Annotated in this window: 23 protein-coding genes; 8 read left to right on the top strand and 15 right to left on the bottom strand. The window is 42.8% G+C overall.

The features are described 5' to 3' along the window. Positions 1-183 precede the first annotated feature (183 nt). Positions 184-1,935: a SulP family inorganic anion transporter gene (locus tag PseudUWO311_RS03755; protein WP_223807435.1), complete on the top strand. Its 1,752-nt coding sequence runs from the start codon at positions 184-186 to the stop codon at positions 1,933-1,935. Positions 1,936-1,970: 35 nt separating this feature from the next. Here the strand turns inward: PseudUWO311_RS03755 and PseudUWO311_RS03750 are convergent, their stop codons facing one another. Next, positions 1,971-2,177: a hypothetical protein gene (locus tag PseudUWO311_RS03750; protein WP_142653740.1), complete on the bottom strand. Its 207-nt coding sequence runs from the start codon at positions 2,175-2,177 to the stop codon at positions 1,971-1,973. 334 nt (positions 2,178-2,511) lie between these two features. Next, positions 2,512-3,171 carry a HEAT repeat domain-containing protein gene (locus tag PseudUWO311_RS03745; RefSeq protein ID WP_142653739.1) on the bottom strand — a complete coding sequence of 220 codons (660 nt, stop codon included), beginning with the start codon at positions 3,169-3,171 and terminating at the stop codon, positions 2,512-2,514. A 51-nt stretch (positions 3,172-3,222) separates the two neighbouring features. Here PseudUWO311_RS03745 and PseudUWO311_RS03740 point away from each other — a divergent pair, with 51 nt between their 5' ends. Next, entirely contained in the window at positions 3,223-3,804 is a 582-nt protein-coding gene (locus tag PseudUWO311_RS03740; RefSeq protein WP_142653738.1) for a phycobilisome protein, read from the top strand. Between the two features lie 99 nt (positions 3,805-3,903). On the opposite strand, the gene PseudUWO311_RS03735 is transcribed toward PseudUWO311_RS03740, so the two are convergent. After that, positions 3,904-4,635: a phycocyanobilin:ferredoxin oxidoreductase gene (locus PseudUWO311_RS03735; protein ID WP_142653737.1), complete on the bottom strand. Its 732-nt coding sequence runs from the start codon at positions 4,633-4,635 to the stop codon at positions 3,904-3,906. Positions 4,636-4,971: 336 nt separating this feature from the next. On the opposite strand from PseudUWO311_RS03735, the gene PseudUWO311_RS03730 reads away from it, so the two are divergent. The 5 genes from PseudUWO311_RS03730 to PseudUWO311_RS03710 all read left to right on the top strand — a co-directional run bounded on the left by PseudUWO311_RS03730 (position 4,972) and on the right by PseudUWO311_RS03710 (position 10,455). Next, positions 4,972-7,032: a M48 family metalloprotease gene (locus tag PseudUWO311_RS03730; protein WP_142653736.1), complete on the top strand. Its 2,061-nt coding sequence runs from the start codon at positions 4,972-4,974 to the stop codon at positions 7,030-7,032. A gap of 82 nt (positions 7,033-7,114) precedes the next feature. Then, the gene (locus tag PseudUWO311_RS03725) at positions 7,115-7,354 is read left to right on the top strand and encodes a DUF433 domain-containing protein (RefSeq protein WP_142653735.1); all 240 of its coding nucleotides are present in this window, start codon (positions 7,115-7,117) and stop codon (positions 7,352-7,354) included. Between the two features lie 11 nt (positions 7,355-7,365). Continuing rightward, positions 7,366-7,749 carry a DUF5615 family PIN-like protein gene (locus PseudUWO311_RS03720; RefSeq protein ID WP_142653734.1) on the top strand — a complete coding sequence of 128 codons (384 nt, stop codon included), beginning with the start codon at positions 7,366-7,368 and terminating at the stop codon, positions 7,747-7,749. A gap of 104 nt (positions 7,750-7,853) precedes the next feature. Further along, positions 7,854-9,818 (top strand): DNA primase, encoded by a 1,965-nt coding sequence (dnaG, locus tag PseudUWO311_RS03715; protein WP_142653733.1) that lies wholly within the window; start codon positions 7,854-7,856, stop codon positions 9,816-9,818. A 52-nt stretch (positions 9,819-9,870) separates the two neighbouring features. After that, positions 9,871-10,455, top strand: coding sequence for a Uma2 family endonuclease (locus PseudUWO311_RS03710; protein ID WP_142654007.1), 585 nt, complete (start codon positions 9,871-9,873; stop codon positions 10,453-10,455). Positions 10,456-10,474: 19 nt separating this feature from the next. Here the strand turns inward: PseudUWO311_RS03710 and PseudUWO311_RS03705 are convergent, their stop codons facing one another. Continuing rightward, complete coding sequence (locus tag PseudUWO311_RS03705) at positions 10,475-11,719, bottom strand: chromate transporter (protein WP_142653732.1); 1,245 nt, start codon at positions 11,717-11,719, stop codon at positions 10,475-10,477. Positions 11,720-11,881: 162 nt separating this feature from the next. On the opposite strand from PseudUWO311_RS03705, the gene PseudUWO311_RS03700 reads away from it, so the two are divergent. Then, entirely contained in the window at positions 11,882-12,457 is a 576-nt protein-coding gene (locus PseudUWO311_RS03700) for a gamma-glutamylcyclotransferase (protein ID WP_142653731.1), read from the top strand. Positions 12,458-12,581: 124 nt separating this feature from the next. Here PseudUWO311_RS03700 and infA read toward each other — a convergent pair whose 3' ends face one another. From infA to rplN, 11 genes are all read right to left on the bottom strand, one after another. Then, complete coding sequence (gene infA / locus PseudUWO311_RS03695; RefSeq protein ID WP_142653730.1) at positions 12,582-12,821, bottom strand: translation initiation factor IF-1; 240 nt, start codon at positions 12,819-12,821, stop codon at positions 12,582-12,584. 114 nt (positions 12,822-12,935) lie between these two features. Continuing rightward, positions 12,936-13,493, bottom strand: coding sequence for an adenylate kinase (locus tag PseudUWO311_RS03690; RefSeq protein ID WP_142653729.1), 558 nt, complete (start codon positions 13,491-13,493; stop codon positions 12,936-12,938). Then, positions 13,493-14,833, bottom strand: a complete 1,341-nt coding sequence (gene secY / locus PseudUWO311_RS03685) for a preprotein translocase subunit SecY (protein ID WP_142653728.1) — start codon at positions 14,831-14,833, stop codon at positions 13,493-13,495. Before secY ends, PseudUWO311_RS03690 begins: the two co-directional genes overlap by 1 nt. A 174-nt stretch (positions 14,834-15,007) precedes the next feature. Continuing rightward, positions 15,008-15,451 carry a 50S ribosomal protein L15 gene (gene rplO / locus PseudUWO311_RS03680; protein ID WP_142653727.1) on the bottom strand — a complete coding sequence of 148 codons (444 nt, stop codon included), beginning with the start codon at positions 15,449-15,451 and terminating at the stop codon, positions 15,008-15,010. Between the two features lie 51 nt (positions 15,452-15,502). Further along, on the bottom strand, positions 15,503-16,120 hold the full coding sequence (rpsE, locus tag PseudUWO311_RS03675) for a 30S ribosomal protein S5 (RefSeq protein WP_142653726.1): 618 nt from the start codon (positions 16,118-16,120) through the stop codon (positions 15,503-15,505). A 43-nt stretch (positions 16,121-16,163) separates the two neighbouring features. Continuing rightward, positions 16,164-16,529: a 50S ribosomal protein L18 gene (gene rplR, locus PseudUWO311_RS03670; protein WP_142653725.1), complete on the bottom strand. Its 366-nt coding sequence runs from the start codon at positions 16,527-16,529 to the stop codon at positions 16,164-16,166. Between the two features lie 66 nt (positions 16,530-16,595). After that, a complete protein-coding gene (gene rplF / locus PseudUWO311_RS03665; RefSeq protein WP_142653724.1) occupies positions 16,596-17,159 on the bottom strand; it encodes a 50S ribosomal protein L6 in 564 nt (187 codons plus the stop codon). An 86-nt stretch (positions 17,160-17,245) separates the two neighbouring features. After that, positions 17,246-17,647 (bottom strand): 30S ribosomal protein S8, encoded by a 402-nt coding sequence (rpsH, locus tag PseudUWO311_RS03660; protein WP_103667427.1) that lies wholly within the window; start codon positions 17,645-17,647, stop codon positions 17,246-17,248. A 23-nt stretch (positions 17,648-17,670) separates the two neighbouring features. Beyond that, positions 17,671-18,216, bottom strand: coding sequence for a 50S ribosomal protein L5 (gene rplE, locus PseudUWO311_RS03655; RefSeq protein WP_103667426.1), 546 nt, complete (start codon positions 18,214-18,216; stop codon positions 17,671-17,673). Positions 18,217-18,264: 48 nt separating this feature from the next. Continuing rightward, positions 18,265-18,648: a 50S ribosomal protein L24 gene (gene rplX / locus PseudUWO311_RS03650; RefSeq protein ID WP_142653723.1), complete on the bottom strand. Its 384-nt coding sequence runs from the start codon at positions 18,646-18,648 to the stop codon at positions 18,265-18,267. Beyond that, positions 18,648-19,016: a 50S ribosomal protein L14 gene (rplN, locus tag PseudUWO311_RS03645; RefSeq protein WP_094530971.1), complete on the bottom strand. Its 369-nt coding sequence runs from the start codon at positions 19,014-19,016 to the stop codon at positions 18,648-18,650. Before rplN ends, rplX begins: the two co-directional genes overlap by 1 nt.

Below are 19,016 nucleotides of genomic sequence, written 5' to 3'. Positions count from 1 at the left end.
TTTAGGTGACATAGCTATAGACACTTAATGTTAGGACATAAAACCCATAAGAGAGTTACAGCGCTTTGCGCAGCAACTCTCTTGTCGCTTAACTTGCTATATCAGCAATACTTTGACTAAGCATAGTGTCATTTTTTAGGTAATCTAGACAATCTATCTAAAAACTTACATTGAGGTGCATTGTTGACAACGCCCCCACCAATTATTCCAGTTGCAGTGCGTCCTCATGGGTTGGCTAGATGGATGCCAATTATTGCTGTGTTGAGAAATTATCAACGCTCTTGGCTAATGCAGGATATCAGTGCAGGACTAGTATTAACCGCGATTTTGATTCCCGCAGGTATGGGTTATGCCGAAGCAGCAGGTTTACCCGCCATTTATGGACTATATTCCACAATTGTGCCGCTAATTGCCTATGCCATTTTTGGTCCTAGTCGGATTTTGGTATTAGGCCCTGACTCTGCGTTGATTCCCCTAATTTCTGCAACAGTGCTGCCACTAGCTAATGGTGACCCGCTGCGAGCGATTACGCTTGCAGGGATGTTATCAATTCTTGCGGGGGGAATGTGCGTTATTGCAGGACTAGTCAAATTTGGCTTTATTACCGAACTACTATCTAAACCAATTCGATATGGGTATCTCAACGGAATTGCAATGACGGTTTTGATCAGTCAATTACCGAAGATGTTTGGATTTTCTGTGAATGGCAATACAATTTGGGAAGAAATAATTGGCTTTGGGCAGGGCATTTATGATGGGAAGACTAACAATACGGCTCTGGCGATCAGCTTATCTTGTCTAATCATAATTCTTATTATCAAACGCCTTGCTCCTAAGATTTCAGGAGTTTTGATCGCCGTAGTTGGTGCAACTGTGGTTAGTTCTATATTCGACCTCTCCCAGCAAACAGGAATATTCGTGGTTGGGGCTTTGCCACAGGGATTACCCACTTTTCAAATTCCTAATATTGCTCCTGTCGAATTCAAAACCTTGTTTTCTAGTGCTTTGGCGATCGCCTTAGTATCTTTCGCGGATTTGAGTGTACTATCACGAACTTTAGCCATACGGGGCGGATATAAAGTTGATCGTAATCAAGAGTTAATTGCACTTGGAATAGCCAATATTGGATCAGGTTTATTTCAGGGATTTGCGGTTAGCAGTAGTGCGTCACGCACTCCTGTCGCTGAGGCAGCAGGATCAAAAACGCAGATTACAGGTTTGGTAAGTACGATCTGCATTGCCATAGTTTTATGGCTTGCCCCAACGTTACTACAGAATTTGCCTCAAGCATCTTTGAGTGCAGTGGTTTTTGCGGCTGGTCTAGGGATTTTTGAAATTAGAGGAACTTTACGCCTGTACCTGTTACGACCATTTGAGTTTGTTCTATCAATAGTCTGTTTTTGTGGTGTAGCGATACTGGGAGTAATTCAAGGTATCTTCGGGGCTGTGGGTTTGGCTTTACTTGCTTTTGTGTGGAGTGCATGGAGACCACACTATGCGGTGCTTGGTCGGATTGATGGCATCAAAGGCTACCATGATGTCCAACGTCATCCTGAAGCTAGACAGATCCCTGGGTTAGTAATCTTTCGTTGGGATGCTCCGTTGTTTTTTGCTAATGCCGAAATCTTTTGTGAGCGGGTGCTGAATGCGGTTGCCACAGCACCAACGGTCACAAGATGGGTATTAGTAGCCGCAGAACCAGTAACTGATATTGATCTTACGGCTGCCGATGCGATCGCTGAACTCGATAAAACCCTATGCGAAGCACACATCGAATTATGCTTCGCAGAGATGAAGGGCCCCACCAAAGATCGCCTAAAACGTTACGGACTCTTCACCAAGATTGGTAAAGATGACTTCTTTCCCACAATTGGACAGGCTGTGGATATGTATTTGGAAGTAAATAAAGTCGAATGGCATGATTGGGCTGAATAAAAGAGAAAGCGGTGCAATGCAACGCTTTCTCTTATTTAGGACTTAATGGCAATCCAATCTTTTTTAAGCAATGTGACAAAAGTAGCAATACCTTTAGAAAAGCCGACTGGGTCTTGCATCGCATATTCAGGGAAATCTTCGTAGTGTCGCCATTGTTCCGCTGCGTTATGACGTAAATGTAAGACACGTTCGCCGTCTTCAAGCTTCCAAATCATTTGACCGCCAGTTGGGATATTAGACATAGTCTCCTCCTGTTATATTAACCAGAACACTCAACATTGGCATGAGCTACCAGTTGTTATTCACAATTTTGGCGATCCCAATATTAAATTCTGTAAACATTGTTACTTTTAGTATAGCGTTTTGTTCCACATTAATGTACTGGCAAACGTTTTATGCTTATCTATACCTAAAGTAATGAAAAAGCATCAGAAAGTGCTATTTTCACATTACTAAACTGAAGTAATGTGATTTCAGAATTTCTTGAAACTGTTTCTGAGAGATGGTTTGCATAGCAAACCATCTCTCAGAACAAAAGGGAGTTGCGGCGCTTCGCACCGTAACTCCCTTTTGTTGTTAAGGAAGTAAATTTTCCATAGCAGCGCCAACTACTCGATAGTCACTATCTTGTCTGAGCGTAGACATGGCTTCCTTAGCTTCTGTAGTATCAAATTGCATTAAGGCATAGGCAAGTCTGACTCGGATATATTCCAATTCCGAATCTTTGAAACTTAAAAGTTTTGTAAGAGCTGCATCAGACTGACGTGATGAAGATAAAGCTCCTAAGCCATCGATACAAGCTTCTTTTACCCCTGCATCCTCTCCTTCTAGCCCAAGACTACAAATTTCCAAGACTTCTTCATGACATTCCATTTCTACTAGAGCCGCTAAGATACTGCGCCGCACTAGCCAATGATCATCTTTAACAAAAGCTTGAACTAGATGAGAAGCAGAAATTCGATCAAATAGAGATAGTGAGTTAGCTGCTTCTGCTCTAACATTGGGGGTATTGTCAAATCGCATGATTTGCAGAAGTGCCGCAAAGGATTCTGATGTTTTTTGTCTACCGAGTTCACGAGCAACAAAGGTTCGCACTAAAAATTCTGGATCTTTTATCTGTTTCGTTAAGATAGGAACGGCAATATCTGCTGAATAATCTTTAAGAGCTGCGATCGCTTTCAGCCGATATTGAAAATCAGGATTTTGGAGATCGGTTTCGATTTGAGTGAGATCCATAGGGTGAGATACTTCGATAGGATAACAATACTTTAATTAAACCTTTTAACTATGTCTCAATTTCAACTGAGTGATAAAGTTCGTGAACTAATTACAAAATCGCGAATCGTAAGTTTTATTAATTTACAAGATGTCTACCCTATTGAAGTAATGCATTGCTTACAGGCTGCCGATGATCAAGGTCGCTATCTTACGGATGCAGATTTGCAACAGATACAAGAGCTTGCTCCAGAGCTTGCCAAGTTTGTTCCTATTGTGCAGCTTCTGCGCGATCGCGTTAATGACATCATCGACGAAGCCAGAGCTGAGGTTTTACAGGCATTTCCACAAATCACCCAAGAGGGCGGCGGATTATATCCTGCCGAGAGAGCCAATGCTTGCTGGCGAGATTTCTGGCATTTTTTACGTTGTATTACTTATGGCATCACAGAACAGCGTACTGACTATCTAAGTACAGAGGGATTGCAATATATGAACTTGTTGTATCAGGAGTTGCAAGTACCGCTAGATGCGATGGTTGTTGGTTTAGAGGGGATTAAGACTGCAAGTTTAAAACGTTTGGATTCAGAGCAGAAATTTGAATTGCCTCCATATTTTGATTGCCTGATTGAGCAGCTAAAAATGTTTATATAGCAATGAAAGAGGATAGCTAAGATCTAGAGCCCAAAAAGTCTGTCTCGCACGCGCAGAGTGCGAGACAGACTTTTTGGGCTCTAGATTATGCCGATTTAACTATGCAACAGAATCAAATAACATCGTGGTCATGTAGCGATCAGCCCATTCTGTACCAAAGGATTTTTCTAGCACCCGACGAGTTTTGTCGTTTTGTTGTTGCTTTTCGCAATAGTATTGCTGACCTGCGATCGAGCTTGCCACGTCAATCTCAGAGATTAGAGGCATAGTCTCGCTAGCTATTTGGCAATGGAGAGTCAAAAAGTCGCCCACTCGTTGCAAAAATGCTTGCTCTTCCAGTTCACCCATTGGACGCACAAACAAACAAAATTCCGAGAAAATATCCGCCCATTCTGGCAAAGCACGGGGCTGAGAGAAATTGAGATCAGGCAAGGCTGATAGAGCTTGATTGTATCGAACAGGTAGCGATCTCTCAGCATTTACAGGCGAAAGATCTGCGATCGCGGCACTAATCGCACCGCCACGACCACCAACAATATCAGCACCAAATATAGGCAGTGCATATTCGGGATTAGGGAACATCACACAATGCAAAATATCCAGCCCGTTACCAACTTGAGCGAGCTCAAGATGCAGCTTACGAAATTGGGGAGCTTGATAGCAAAGATTTTCGATCACCAGCTTTTCGCCTTCCAGATGACCTTCAATATAGCCAAGTCCTTCTGGAACTCTATAGGAGGATAACTCTAGATTGCTCTGCCATACTTTTTCGATGCATTCAGCTAACTGGCAAATTAAAGCATGTTGGCGGTTTCGCAATGATGCTGGCATAAACTTTGATATACGTTTCTATTTGAGTATAGAACGGTGCTCGTAAAAACTCTACAAGAAATAAAAAGCTTTGCAAAGTAAAGTTTTTTAAAATAAAACCCAAAATTGTGTCGGCGGGCTCCGCCCGCCGACACAATTTTGGGTTTTATATGCACATGTTATTTAATCTTCATTCCTAAGTACCTTAAAATAATCAATTAGCCAGAGCCAAAATCTGTACCTCCCGCTACGCGGGAGGTACAGATTTTGGAGTTTTATATTTAATTGAGCCTAGCTACTTAATTAGTGCGGTAAGTGTCAAAATAAGTTTTAATGTTGCGAGATTGAGGCGAAACGATGTCACTAAAAGCTGGCAAAGCAGCCTTGCTGCGAAAGCATTACACCGAAGCGATCGCCATCTTGACTGAATATAGCCAAGAGAGTACCGATCTAACCTCCAAAGACTATGTACAAGCCCAAATATGGCTGGTTTCGGCATACAAAAAAACGGGGCGGGCCGATAAAGCGATCGCTATTTGTGAACAATTAGCAACAACTTCTGACCCACAGTTGCAAAAATGGGCGCAAAAATCCTTGATTACACTTCAGCAAGCGCTTGATGCCCCAACTGATGATCGGATCAAGCGAAATGAAGATGTCGCTTCGGTCATCAAATCCGATCCTCGCCGCTATCGCAAAAAAGACGTTACCTTATCGCTCCCCTCTAGATACAATTATTTTCTCGTCGCGGCGATGGTGTTGACTATCCTCGCAATCATTGGTTTGCAATTTTTAATCGGCTATGTAATTTCGCGAATTTTCACAGACTTCTTTTCTGAAGCATGGTTAAAGACAACGGCGATCGTTACGGCGATATTCAGCATCTTGCTGTTTTTTATGTCACCTTGGATTATCGACATTACCCAAAAGCAATATCACCGCATTCAATGGATTACGCTTGCCGATTTAGATGAAAGAAGTCCTGAATCCGTGGAGATCATTGAGAACTTCTGTGAAAAGTACAATATTTTTGTGCCGCGATTGGGATGGATTGAAGATGATGCTCCCGTTGCCTTTACCTATGGGGTAATCTCCAACTCAGCAAGAATTGTGGTCAGTCGTGGGTTATTTGACTGTCTAGATGATGACGAAATTGCAGCGGTTTATGCTTATCAGCTAGGACGAATTCGGAACAAGAGCTTTGCTGTTTTAACCTTTGTTTCTGCTCCTGTTCAAATTCTCTATTACATCTATGTTCTATTGAGCCGCCAAAGTTATCGCGCTAAAAGTGCTAAGCAACTCTGGCAAGTTGCTGCGAGCTTTGCCAATGTACTATATTCCTTGAGTAATTATCTATTGGTTTGGCTTTCACACGCGAGTACGATTGTCAGCGATCGCTTTGCCGCAGAAGTCACTGGAAACCCCAATGCACTGGCAAGAGCGCTCCCAAAAATGGCGCGGCAAATGTTGCCTTACAATCAGCCAGCCATGCCCACCAATCGACTTTTAGAATCTACAAGAGCCATTGGCATCTGCGATCGCCAAACGATGACTGCGATCGGGCTAGCAATGGAAATTGCTCATTCAGGACAAACCGATCAAGATCCCTATCGAGTATTTCTATGGGAATTATTTAATCCTTGGCGGCGTTGGCTAGAGATTCATTCCACACATCCCTTAGTTGGCAAAAGGATGAGATTTTTAGCTGGCTATTCCAAACAATTGGGGCTATCTACCGAATATGACTTTGCGGAACTATTAAAAGAAGAAAAGAAACTTAATAAAAAGCTTTTATATCAAAACTTTTGGCGCGATTTATTAATTCAAGTCTCTCCAGTTGTTGGTGTTGCGATCGCATTAATTACAGCGTTGCTATTATCGCAACTGTATAACCGATGGCTACTACTAAGTCTATTAATGATTGGCTTAGGCTTAGGATTTATGCTACAAGGCAGTTTACGCTATCCAGACTTTCGTAAAGTTACCGACACCGATCTGGTGAGCTTACTCATTGATCCGTATGCCAGCTATGTCCAAGGGCTTCCTGTGCAAATCCCAGGGGAGTTGCTCGGCTATGGTACTGATGAGTTTTATATTGGCTATTCGATGCGTTTGGAGGATCAGGGCGGTTTAGCTTTTATTAATTACATTCCCAATTTCCGTCAATGGATTATCGATCCTTCCAGTACCATCAAAAATCTAGAAATGCTTTGCGATCGCTCAGTAATTGCGACAGGTTGGTTTCGGCGTGGTAAGTTCCCAATTATCGATCTATCGACGTTGCAACCCATCATGGAAGATCGCCCCAAGCAACGCGCTTCTCTCACCAGCTATCACCAATTCTGGAATAATATCGGCAGTTCCATTCTAGTTCTGCTAGGTTTATCGCTTTTACTACTGACTTCACGGTTGTTCTAAAATGTAGAAGCCTTTTCTTATGCAAGTTAAGAAAGGGCTGTAAGATGTAAAATAAGAACAGCGATATATTCGAGATACTCCTATGGAAAACCTACTTTCAAGAATTACATTTAGCAGAGAAGTTCTTTGTGGTAAGCCCATCATTCGAGGTTTGAGAATCTCAGTTGCCATGATATTAGAACTGCTGGCAAAAGGAGCGAGTATCCAAGAAATTTTAGAGGATTATCCAGAGCTAGAAATAGCTGACATATACGCGGCTTTACTCTATGCACAGCGTCTTGTTGCTAATGAAGAAGTCTTTGATCGAGTGGCAGCATCCTAATAATGAGAATAATGAGATTTCTACATGATGTCAATGCCAGTGGTGCTTTATCAACATGGCTTTTAGAGTTAGGTCATGAAGTTATATCTGTCAGCGATGTAAATCCGAAAATGGCTGATGATGATATTATTGCTTGGGCTGTGAGAGAAGAGCGGATTATCATTACTACCGATGTTGACTTTGAGCAAATGATTTGGCTACAACAAAAGTCTCATCGTGGGGTTCTACGTTTAGAGAATCTGCCTAGATTAGAGAGAAAGAAACTACTTCAAGAAGTTTTGATAAAACATGGTCAAGATTTAGAATCGAGAGCAGTTGTAATTGCAACTAAGCAAAAAATCAGAATTCGCTGGAAACCTTTGGATGCAATAGAACCTGATGAATTGAATTACTAACGCGCAAATTATTTAGCCTACAGAATATTGGCTCTACTTTTTTGATGGTGATTGATATAAAATATATTGAGCATACTGCGGTTTACAAATAGGCGATCGCGATCATGTCTGCACAGTTCCAAATCCACAAAGACACCATTGACCAAGTAAGTCAAAGGGCAGACATCGTAGATATCGTCTCCGAGCGCGTTGTGCTACGCAAAAGTGGGGCAAATTTTCGGGGCGCTTGCCCTTTTCACAATGGGACAAACGCCACAGCGCTGACAGTGAATCCAGCGAGGCAGATGTATCACTGCTTTAACTGTGGGGCGGCGGGTGGTGCAGTCAAGTTTTTGATGGAGATCGATAAGCGATCGTTCTCTGACGTAGTTTTAGATTTAGCGAAGCGATACAACGTTCCCATAGCCACTGTCGAGCCTGAAAAAGCAAAGGAAATTCAGCGTCAAATCTCCCATCGCGATCGCCTTTATGAAGTGATGGCTTTGACCACCAGTTTTTATCAACATGCCCTCTATGCCCACCAAGGCAAAGCGGCTCTTGCCTATCTCAGCGAAAAGCGGCAAATGAGCAAAGATACAATCCAGAAATTCCAACTGGGTTATGCTCCTGCGGGTTGGGAAACTTTGATGGGTTATCTGGTGCAGCAGAAGCAGATTCCTGTGAGTTTAGTTGAAGAAGCAGGATTGATCGTTCCGCGCAAAACTGGTAATGGATTTTACGATCGCTTCCGCGATCGCTTGATGGTTCCCATACACGATACTAGAGGTCGGGTAATAGCCTTTGGTGGGAGATCCCTCGGAGATGAAGAGCCGAAATATCTTAACTCTCCTGAAACAGAACTATTCAGTAAAGGTTCAATTCTATTCGCAATGGATAAGGCTCGCGATGCGATCGCTAAGTCTGACCAAGCAATCGTAGTAGAAGGATATTTCGATGCGATCGCCTTGCATCAGGCGGGAATTGAACAGGCGATCGCCACGATGGGTGTAGCGCTTAATGCTGACCAAATGAAGCAGTTATTGCGATATACCGAAACCAAGAATGTAATTCTAAACTTCGATGCCGATAAGGCAGGGATTACGGCGGCGGAAAAGGCGATCGCAGGTTTCAAGGAATTAGTATTTAATGGAACCGTGCAGTTGCGAGTTTTGACGATGCCCGATGGCAAAGATGCCGATGAGTATCTCAAACAGCACAGTGCAGCCGCCTATCGCGATTTACTTAAAAATGCACCATTATTCCTCGATTGGATGATTGAGAAAATTCTTGATGGTCAAGATCTTAACCAAGCCAGCAATTTACAAAAAAGTAGCCAAGAGATTGTCCAGTTACTGAAAAAGTTGACTGTTGATGCTAACTTTCGCGAGAAATACATTTCTAGTTCTGCTCAACTACTCTCTCAAGGAAAATCCTATACCTCATTGCAGCTTATAGAGGAAAGCTTACGAAAACAGTTAAGCAATAATGATCGCTGGAATAACACGAAGCCTATTCAGATTACTACGACTGCAAATACTCTGTATTCTGCTGAAATCCAACTTTTACAGATTTATTTACATTATCCAGAGTATCGAGCTTGTGTCTATGAATCAATGGAAGAAGAAGACATTAGCTTTAGCTTTTCTAATCATCGTTATCTATGGCACAACATTCTCGAACTTATCGAGCAAAAAAAGACTTCCTTAGCAACACAAGAACCTTACCCTAATCATCTTGTTAGGCAATTACAGATTTTTTGTGCTGAACAAGATGAAGTTGCTCATCAATTACAACATCTGTTGTGGCTTGATGAGAATTCGCGTATTGGTATATTACGTCCACAAATGGTCATTAGAACTGCTATTGCCACGATCCAGTATGTAATGTGTGAAAAGCGTGAAAAATATTGGTTAGAGATGTTTACAACTAAAGATGTAATTGCCGATCCAGAGTTTGGATATCATTGTCAAGCAAAAATTCAAGAAGAAAAGCGACGAAAGATGGAATTTCAGAAACTCATTGGAGTTAACTATCTAGACCTATCTGGTACTGGTACTAACACAAGTGAAAAGAATGTTATCGAGTTTTAAAATGCTATAAGCTATAACAATCACATTAGTTTAATCTGTGGACTTAAATCTAATGACCCAAGCGATCGCCAATCTAGAATTAGCTAACCCTAAAGCTTTGACAGATCAAGAGTTTATGTCATTGCCTGAAAATGGCAACCTTTATGAATATGTGGATGGAGAGCTAATTGTTGTGGCAAATTCAGGTGTAGAGCATGGCTATTTAGCACTTACTCTCGGATATTTTTTGACAGGCTTTGTGCGTAATCATAAGCTCGGCGTGACCTGTGACTCTAGTACAGCTTTCAAGATGAAAACAGGCAATAAGCGATCGCCTGATCTTGCGTTTATTGCTAGAGAACGCTTACAAGGATTAAAGCGACTACCAAAAGGATTTTTTGATGGGGCTCCAGATTTAGCTGTAGAGATTATTTCTCCCAATAACACTTTTGAGGAAATCCATAACAAGCTCGTAGAGTATTTTGAGAATGGGACTCGGTTGGTATGGGTAATCTTACCCGATGAAGAATGCGTATTGGTTTACCATAAACCTAAACCATCAAAGCTTTTGCAGTTAGAAGACAACCTTGATGGAGAAGATGTTATTCCTAATTTTAGCCTTCCCTTATTAGAAATATTTCAAGAGTTATCTTTTTAATCACTGATATGATCATTTTTTATTGGTTGAATTTAATCAGCCAGCCGATCGCAGCACCAGCAATTACTAACCAAGCAGAATTAACTTTTGGAAATTTAAGTAGAACGAAGAGACTAGCGATCGCGACGATGATTGTCCAAAAATCGATCAAAGTACCTCGCCCTAATTCCCATGCTACAGCCGCCATTAACCCCATAGAAGCCGCATTTACGCCATCAAGAAAACCTGCTGTCCAAGGGGATTTGCGTAATTTCGCCACAAATGGATTAATCAATGGAACGAGAATAAAAGCTGGTAAAAATATCCCAATCGTCCCTGCGATCGCACCCATATTCCCAGCAACAAGATAACCGATAAAAGTCGCGGTCGTAAATACAGGCCCTGGGGTAAACTGCCCGATCGCTACAGCATCTAATAATTGCTGTGAAGTTAGCCAATGGGTGCGATCGACAAATTCTTGTTGCACAAAAGCTAATAGTACATAGCCACTGCCGTAAAGGACAGAACCAATTTTGAGAAAGCTGAGAAATACGGCTGTCCATGTTTTGGGATAAGCTGCGGTAGTAGCTATGGCTACTAAAGGAAAAGGGAAAAAGGAAAAAGGAAAAAGGAAGATTGAGAGGGATTTGTTTTTTTGGAAGGATTTTAAATTATGAACGAGGCTAACGGTGATTCCTGCGCCGAGCATTAGTGCAATTTCATTGATTTTCAGAAAATATAGAGCTAGGACTAAAATCCCTGTGCACCAAGTTGGGATATTTTTTAAGGCTGATCGTCCTAATTTCCATACAGCTTGAGCAATAATTGCGATAATTACTGGCTTGACTCCATACAATAACCAGCCAACGGTCGGAATAGTTTGGTATTCCACATAAGCGATCGCTAATCCCCACACTAATAACATCGCAGGGGTTATAAAACAGACTCCCGCGACTATTGCTCCTCGCCATCCCGCCTGCTCTAGCCCGATATGAATTGTCAATTCGGTAGAATTAGGACCTGGGATGAGGTTGGTAACACCTAACAAATCTAATAGCTTTTCACGACTGAGCCATTGACGACGCTGCACTATTTCTAACTCGATCTGAGCAATATGCGCGGCTGGGCCCCCGAAGGCAATCGCACCAAGCTTGGTAAAAACTATTGCTAATTCCCGCAATCCTGTCTTTGGCAATAACAGAGTTTCTGGCACTGGATCGCCCACTTGAGGATCTAAATGGGCGTTAGATTCTAGATCTGGATCTTTTTTTGTATACTCAGGCATAGTTTTCACAAATTAGGCGCGACATACTTGATCACATCAATTAGCAATAAAGCCTTTAACGCTTGAATTATCTAAATAGTTAATTTAAATGAGCATACACAAAGCTTTATACTTTTTGCAGGTATCCCAGAATACTAAATAGCTTTTGCCTAGCTTACAGATATGGTAGATTCGCTCAAATCAGATTCAATACAGCACTTACAGACTTCAGAAAGTTCTCATCTGGAGTCAGGTCATCAATCCGAGCTAATGTTTTACTATTTTGCTTACGGCTCTTGTATGTGTCCTGTGGATTTGAAGCGATCGCTTGGTGAGACAGCCCATCATTATGTTGTTGGCGTAGCACGATTAAGTGGATATAAACTTGGCTTTTATTATCGATCTCCTCACCGTGATTGCGGTTGTTTAGATATTGTCAAAGATGCAAATTCTTATGTAGAGGGTGTTTTGTACTGTTTACCCATGCGTTTAAGCGATCAGCTTGATATGCGCGAGGATGTGTCGAGAGGCGGCTATCAGCATGAATTGATCACGGTTAGCGTTGATCAAAAGGTTTACGCAAATGTAAGAACTTATAGCGTTGTGAATAAGCTTTCTCGTGAACTTGCTCCAAATGATTGGTATTCAAATGTAGTGCTGCGAGGTGCTTCCACCTGTGGGTTGACCGAAAAATATTTTTGGCAATTGTTTTATCATATTTACCAATTGCAGTCACTTCACAAACGACAATACAGCTAGAGAGTTTCGGCGCTTCGTGCCGAAACTCTCTAGCTGTATTGATTGGCTATATCTAGCTTTGCACAGCAAATTATTTTTTGGATATTAACAAAAAGCAACGACTGTACAGTCGTTGCTTTTTGTTTTATTTCTTGCCGCCGCCTTGATTTTTAAGGCGGTAGGTAATGCGTCCTTTGGTAAGGTCATAGGGCGTTAGTTCCACCTTCACACGATCGCCTGGCAAAATCTTGATGTAATTTCGACGGATCTTGCCCGAAATGTGAGCAAGTACAGTAAAGCCATTATCGAGAGCAACCCGAAACATAGCATTAGGAAGTGACTCAGTTACCGTCCCTTCCATTTCAATAGAATCTTCTTTTGACAAACAAACTCTCCCAAATATAGTATTAGTTCTTTATGTATTAGGTTGTGAGCGCAAAGTGCTTACAACATGAGATAGATATTTGATTAAGCATTACTTAATCAAATATCACTGTATCTATGCAAAGAATTTTTTGATAGTCTCAGTTACTTCTGGCATCGACGGTGTGCCATCAATCTGCGTAACCTTATTTCCATAAAATTCTAGCAAAGGTCTAGTTTTGGAATTGTACTCTTGCAACCGATTACTGATCACTTCCTCAGTGTCATCAGCACGCCCTTGATCGATCGCCCTTGCTAACAAGCGATCGATCAAAAACTGATCTGGCACATCAAGATTAATCACCGAATCATAGGGCTGATTGATCTCCGCTAATACAGTATCTAAAGCCTCAGCTTGAGCTACTGTACGTGGAAAGCCATCAAGAATCCAACCAACTTGAGTATCAGGCTGTCTCAATCTTGCCTCAATTACCTCAATCACAACAGCATCAGGAACTAATGTGCCCGAATCACTAAAAGACTTAACCTTTAGTCCCAATTCAGAGCCTTGCTTAATCTCAGCCCGAAAAATATCTCCTGGAGCAATTCTGGGTACTTGCCAAGATTCTGCCAAAATCTCGCCTTGTGTACCTTTACCAGCACCAGGGGGGCCCATCAAAATCACTCTAGGCATTACTGTTTCACCATGCCTTCATAACGTTGAGAGATCACATAGGTTTGGATTTGCTTAGAGGTTTCGATCGCGACACCAACCAAAATCAGTAACGAAGTCGCACCAATGCCGCTAAAGGTTGATACACCAGTGGCTTTTTCAAGGGCACTAGGAATAATAGCAATGCCACATAAGAAAACTGATCCAAGTAAAGTCAATCGGTTCAAAATACGACTGATATAGTCCGAAGTTGCTGTTCCAGGTCGTACCGTAGGGATACTACTCCCCATCTTCTTTAGGTTCTGAGATAGTTCTACAGGATTTAGAACTAGAGTCGAATAAAAGAAGCTAAATCCTAAAATCAGCAACATATATACAGGAATATGACCAGGACCACTAGGAGAAATCCAAGTAGCGATCGCCACAAATACCTCGTTATTAATACTTTGACTCAAGTAAGCAGGCAGAATCATCACCGATGAGGCAAAAATGATCGGCATAACGCCGCCTTGGTTTAAACGCAAAGGTAAATAGGAAGCTTGTTCACGGTATAGTTTGCGGCCAACCTGACGACGCGCTGAGATAATCGGAATCCGCCGCGTTCCTTCCTGAACGAACACAATCCCCACAATCATGATCAAGAAGATCACTAGCAATAAGATTACCCCGCCAACTCGTGAGCTATCTTTTTGAGCAAGTGAAATAGTGTCACCCAAGGATTTCGGCAAGTTTGCAACAATACTAATAAAAATAAGCAATGAAGCACCATTACCAACCCCTTTTTCGGTGATTAGTTCGCCAGCCCACATTACAAACATAGAACCTGCTGCAAGTGCCACAGTTGTCTGGAAAATAAAGCTAGACAAAATAACTCGACCATCGCCAATGGTGATCCAGTTAGAGGCTGGATCGGAGAGCACGCCAGAGTTTTGTACCCAAACGCCAAGCCCCCAGCTTTGGATTACACCCCAAACAAAGGCAACATAGCGGGTGTATTGAGAAATTTTTCTTCTACCTGCCTCTCCTTCGTTCTTTTGCAGATTTTCTAAACTTGGGAGAGCAGATGTCATCAATTGCATGATGATCGAGGCATTAATGAATGGCAAAATACCAAGGGCAAAAATACCCAGTAGTGATAAGCCACCACCAGAGAAAATATCTAAGAAATTAACTACGGGATTATTTTTAACAATTTCCGTAAATCTTAGGCGATCAACCCCCGGTAATGGCAAGTAAATCCCAAGTCTAACCAATATCAAAACACCAACAGTAACTAGCAAACGACCTCTTAGCCCTGCGGCTTGAGCCATCTGCATAAAAGTTTCTTGTGCTGTTGGGTTCTTTCCCTTACTAACAACCATAACTAAACTTACCTCAAGCTAGTGATTGGGTTAGGAGGAGCAAAACTTCTCCTAACTTAAGATATTTAAATATTGTAGTTGCATAGAGAAAAGCGTAACGCGAGGTTCTTCTAAAACAACAAAAGAGAATATGTGGCGAAACGCTAAGCGCTCCGCCACATATTCTCTTTATAACTAGGCAACTTCTACAGTGCCGCCAGCAGCTTCGATTTTGCTCTTAGCAGATGCTGTAAACGAGTGAGCGCGGACTGTAAGCGCTACAGTTACTTCGCCTCTTCCTAATACACGTAATACACCATCGTTTTGAGTAATAATTCCTGCTTCCATTAAAGAATCAAGGCTTACTACAGTACCCTTAGGTAATCCGCTTAATTGGTCAAGATTAACAATTGTGAAATGCTTAGGATTTACAATTGTAAAATGTTTAAGTTTGGGTACTCGTCTGTAAAGGGGAATTTGACCACCTTCAAAACCAGGTCTGGTGGGACGACCTGAACGAGATTTTTGACCACGCATACCGAAACCACCGCTCGCGCCTTGCCCTGCGGCAATACCACGTCCTAGGCGACGCTTGCGATGCTGAGAGCCTTCTTGAGGCTGAAGATCGTCAATTCTCATAGTTTTTCCTTTCCAATTTTGGCAATAACGGCGCGTAGCGCCGTTATCGCATTAATTAAATAACTGTTCAAGCGTAATGCCACGCGCTCTGGCAACTTCACCAAAGGTACGCAAGGTTGCAAGGGCATTAATTGCCGCACGAGCATTGTTCAGAGGGCTGCTAGAGCCGAGTTGCTTTGCCAAAATATTTTTGACACCAGCTAGTTCTAGTACGGTTCTGACAGCACCACCAGCAATTACCCCAGTACCTGGAGATGCAGGACGGATCATCACTTTAGCGCCACCGCCGATCCCATTGGTAGGATGTGGAATGGAGTTACTCTTGGTCAAAGGTACGTCAATCGCGTGCTTTCTAGCATCAGCGACTCCTTTCTTGACAGCGTTAATAACATCGGCAGCTTTGCCAACGCCAACACCGACCTGTCCTTTCTCATTACCGACGACCACGATCGCACGGAAGCTGAGCTTTTTACCGCCCTTGACAACCTTGGTTACGCGGCGGATTTGGACGACACGTTCTTGCCATTCAGATTCTTTTTCAGTACGAGCGCGATCGCTTTTTTTACTATCGCGCTTGCCTTTGCGTTTTTCATCGCGGTTGTTGTCGCCACTGTCGCCGCTGCCACTGTCGCGACCAGCACCTGGTCTTGATTCTCTATTCTTAGCCATATTTGTTTCTATCTACTGATTCACTGCTGGATGATTCGATGCGTTAGAAATCTAGACCTGCTTCGCGGGCAGCTTCAGCGAGAGCTTGGACTCTTCCATGATAGAGGTTTCCACCACGGTCGAACACAACTTTGGTTATTCCCTGCGCGATCGCTCTTTCAGCAATCAAAGCCCCAACCTTAGCCGAAGCTTCAGAATTAGCAGTAGTGCTGAGACCTTCACGGACATCGGATTCGAGGGTCGATGCAGCAACGAGCGTATGCTGTGCTACATCATCAATCACTTGCGCCACGATGTGATTGTTAGAGCGATAAATTGACAAGCGAGGACGTTCAGGTGTGCCTGACATACCTTTACGAATTCGCTTATGGCGGCTTATGGTTGCTTGTCTACGACTATTAGCACTCATGTTTTTTATATATGAAGATTACGAAAATTAAGAAAATTAAATAAAGAAGCCAGAAAATTCTTGTCCTTACTTCTTACCGGTCTTACCAGCCTTACGTCTGACGAATTCGCCGAGGTAGCGGATGCCCTTACCTTTGTAAACTTCAGGTGGACGTACAGCGCGAATTTTTGCTGCTAAGTTACCGACGATTTCCTTGTCAATTCCTTCGACAACAATAAATGTTCCTTGAGGGACTTTTTTGCCTGTAGCATCTTCAACGCCGAGAGAAACTCCTTCGGGAGGAATGATATCAACTGTATGGCTATAGCCAACAGTAAGAACAATATTGCTGCCGTTTAGGTTGGCGCGATAACCAACACCTTGAATTTCCAACTTGCGCTGAAAGCCTGTAGACACACCTTCGACCATGTTGGCAACGAGGGTGCGGAAAAGGCCGTGCTGTTGCTTTGCGGGACGAGATTCATTAGCGCGGTTAACAATCAAGTTGCTTTCTTCTTGCAGAATTTCTACAGTGTTTGGCAACACACGCTTTAGTTCGCCTTTAGGTCCTTTGACAGTAACCTCTTGCCCTACGATGGAGACCGCAACTTTAGGGGGAAGAGGAATGGGACGTTTTCCAATACGAGACATGTCTGTTTTCCGTTGCTTGTGATGTGATTTGCTGAGTTAACAGCCTGAGTTAACAGATCTAGATTAAATAATCTAAAAGATCTGAATTACCAGATATAGCAAAGGACTTCACCGCCGACTCCCTGTTTACGGGCTTCGCGATCGGTCATGATCCCTTTAGAGGTGGAGATGATCGCAATGCCGATCCCACCTAATACACGGGGTAATTCTTTAGAGTTTGAGTAAACCCGTAAACCAGGTTTGCTGACGCGTTTGAGGCGCTTAATAATCGATTGACGGTTCTTGCCTTCATACTTGAGAGCGACGACCAAGGCGCGGTCGATGTTTTCGCCTGTTTCTTCAAAATCTGCGATAAAACCTTCTTGTTTCATCACTCGGGCAATGCTCAACGTCATCCTTGTGGCAGGGATAGAAGTTGTCTGGTGCTTTGCAAGTGTTGCATTGCGAATGCGGGTAAGCATGTCCGAGATGGTGTCGTTGGTAGCCATCCTTATCTCCTAATTCGATCTACTTATGATTCTCTAAAGGGCATACCAACTGCTTTCAGGAGCGCACGTCCTTCTTCGTCCGTGTTGGCAGTGGTGATGATGGAAATATCAAGCCCCCGAATTTGCTCAATACTGTCGTAGCTGATTTCGGGGAAGATAAGTTGCTCGCGAACACCGAGGGTATAGTTACCACGTCCATCAAAGCTCTTAGGGCTAACACCGCGAAAGTCACGGATGCGAGGCAATGAGAAGTTGATTAGACGATCCAAAAAGTTGTTCATCTTATCGCGGCGCAGAGTGACCATCATACCGACGGGCATTCCTTGGCGCAATTTGAAACCTGCGATCGCTTTCTTAGCTCTAGTTACTACGGGCTTTTGACCAGCGATCGTCGCAATTTCGATCAGAGAAGCTTCCAGAGATTTCGCGTTCTGAGCAGCTTCACCGAGACCACGGTTGATTACTACTTTTTCAAATGTAGGAACTTGATGGATATTGGTGTACTTAAACTGCTCCATTAACTTGGGAACAGCCTGATTTTTATAGACTTCGGTAAATCTTGTTAGCATTTTATCTTCCTCGATGAGTTTTCCTGGGCTTGGTCAGGTTGTATAGAATTATTTCTTTGTGGTCTGGACGGAATCGACGATTTCGCCAGTCTTTTTCAACATTCTTACTTTCTTGCCATCATCCGTAAAGGTGAAGCAAGAACGGCTGGCGGTCTTTTCCTTTTCGGAATACAACAGCACTTTAGAACTGTGAATCGGAAACTCGCGGGTAATAATTTGTCCAGACTCGCCATCAGCCTGAGGCTTAACATGCTTAGTCTTGACATTAACACCTTCAACGATGATGGTGCTGTCCTTAGGGAATACTTGTAGTACCTTAGCTACAGTCCCCTTGGAGCTTCCTGAAATTACTTGAACTACATCATCTTTTTTGACGTGAATCTTAAAAGAATTGCGGTTGCCGCGATAGACAGGCTTTGACTTGAATGACATTACAGTACCTCTGGCGCTAGGGAGATAATTTTGGTGAAGTTTTTATCCCGCAATTCACGCGCAACTGGACCAAATACGCGAGTTCCTTTGGGGTTGCCGTCTTGGTTGATGATTACGGCAGCGTTGTCGTCAAAACGAATTCTCATACCGCTTTCACGATTGATAGAGGCTCTTGTACGAACAATGACAGCGCGGACAACATCCGATTTTTTGACTGGCATGTTAGGGGCTGCGTCCTTGACCGTGGCGATAATCACATCACCAACTCCGCCAAAGGCACGGTTACCACCAGCCAGTACGCGGATACATAGTAGTTTTTTAGCTCCACTATTATCCGCCACATTTAAATAAGACTCTTGTTGAATCAT

This window comes from Pseudanabaena sp. UWO311, assembly GCF_006937785.1.
Classification (GTDB): Bacteria; Cyanobacteriota; Cyanobacteriia; order Pseudanabaenales; family Pseudanabaenaceae; genus Pseudanabaena.
This window is presented reverse-complemented; position numbering and strand designations above follow the sequence as displayed.

What these genes read in the sequence shown, in the direction of transcription:
- PseudUWO311_RS03720 (WP_142653734.1), top strand. Translation starts at nt 7,366, where the DNA reads ATGAGATTTCTACATGATGTCAATGCCAGTGGTGCTTTATCAACATGG.
- rpsE (WP_142653726.1), bottom strand. Translation starts at nt 16,120, where the DNA reads ATGGCTAAGAATAGAGAATCAAGACCAGGTGCTGGTCGCGACAGTGGC.
- PseudUWO311_RS03740 (WP_142653738.1), top strand. Translation starts at nt 3,223, where the DNA reads ATGTCTCAATTTCAACTGAGTGATAAAGTTCGTGAACTAATTACAAAA.
- rplR (WP_142653725.1), bottom strand. Translation starts at nt 16,529, where the DNA reads ATGAGTGCTAATAGTCGTAGACAAGCAACCATAAGCCGCCATAAGCGA.
- rplO (WP_142653727.1), bottom strand. Translation starts at nt 15,451, where the DNA reads ATGAGAATTGACGATCTTCAGCCTCAAGAAGGCTCTCAGCATCGCAAG.
- rplE (WP_103667426.1), bottom strand. Translation starts at nt 18,216, where the DNA reads ATGCTAACAAGATTTACCGAAGTCTATAAAAATCAGGCTGTTCCCAAG.
- PseudUWO311_RS03730 (WP_142653736.1), top strand. Translation starts at nt 4,972, where the DNA reads ATGTCACTAAAAGCTGGCAAAGCAGCCTTGCTGCGAAAGCATTACACC.
- rplF (WP_142653724.1), bottom strand. Translation starts at nt 17,159, where the DNA reads ATGTCTCGTATTGGAAAACGTCCCATTCCTCTTCCCCCTAAAGTTGCG.
- rpsH (WP_103667427.1), bottom strand. Translation starts at nt 17,647, where the DNA reads ATGGCTACCAACGACACCATCTCGGACATGCTTACCCGCATTCGCAAT.
- secY (WP_142653728.1), bottom strand. Translation starts at nt 14,833, where the DNA reads ATGGTTGTTAGTAAGGGAAAGAACCCAACAGCACAAGAAACTTTTATG.
- rplN (WP_094530971.1), bottom strand. Translation starts at nt 19,016, where the DNA reads ATGATTCAACAAGAGTCTTATTTAAATGTGGCGGATAATAGTGGAGCT.
- PseudUWO311_RS03735 (WP_142653737.1), bottom strand. Translation starts at nt 4,635, where the DNA reads ATGCCAGCATCATTGCGAAACCGCCAACATGCTTTAATTTGCCAGTTA.
- PseudUWO311_RS03710 (WP_142654007.1), top strand. Translation starts at nt 9,871, where the DNA reads ATGACCCAAGCGATCGCCAATCTAGAATTAGCTAACCCTAAAGCTTTG.
- PseudUWO311_RS03690 (WP_142653729.1), bottom strand. Translation starts at nt 13,493, where the DNA reads ATGCCTAGAGTGATTTTGATGGGCCCCCCTGGTGCTGGTAAAGGTACA.
- rplX (WP_142653723.1), bottom strand. Translation starts at nt 18,648, where the DNA reads ATGTCATTCAAGTCAAAGCCTGTCTATCGCGGCAACCGCAATTCTTTT.
- PseudUWO311_RS03745 (WP_142653739.1), bottom strand. Translation starts at nt 3,171, where the DNA reads ATGGATCTCACTCAAATCGAAACCGATCTCCAAAATCCTGATTTTCAA.
- PseudUWO311_RS03750 (WP_142653740.1), bottom strand. Translation starts at nt 2,177, where the DNA reads ATGTCTAATATCCCAACTGGCGGTCAAATGATTTGGAAGCTTGAAGAC.
- PseudUWO311_RS03705 (WP_142653732.1), bottom strand. Translation starts at nt 11,719, where the DNA reads ATGCCTGAGTATACAAAAAAAGATCCAGATCTAGAATCTAACGCCCAT.
- dnaG (WP_142653733.1), top strand. Translation starts at nt 7,854, where the DNA reads ATGTCTGCACAGTTCCAAATCCACAAAGACACCATTGACCAAGTAAGT.
- PseudUWO311_RS03700 (WP_142653731.1), top strand. Translation starts at nt 11,882, where the DNA reads ATGGTAGATTCGCTCAAATCAGATTCAATACAGCACTTACAGACTTCA.
- PseudUWO311_RS03725 (WP_142653735.1), top strand. Translation starts at nt 7,115, where the DNA reads ATGGAAAACCTACTTTCAAGAATTACATTTAGCAGAGAAGTTCTTTGT.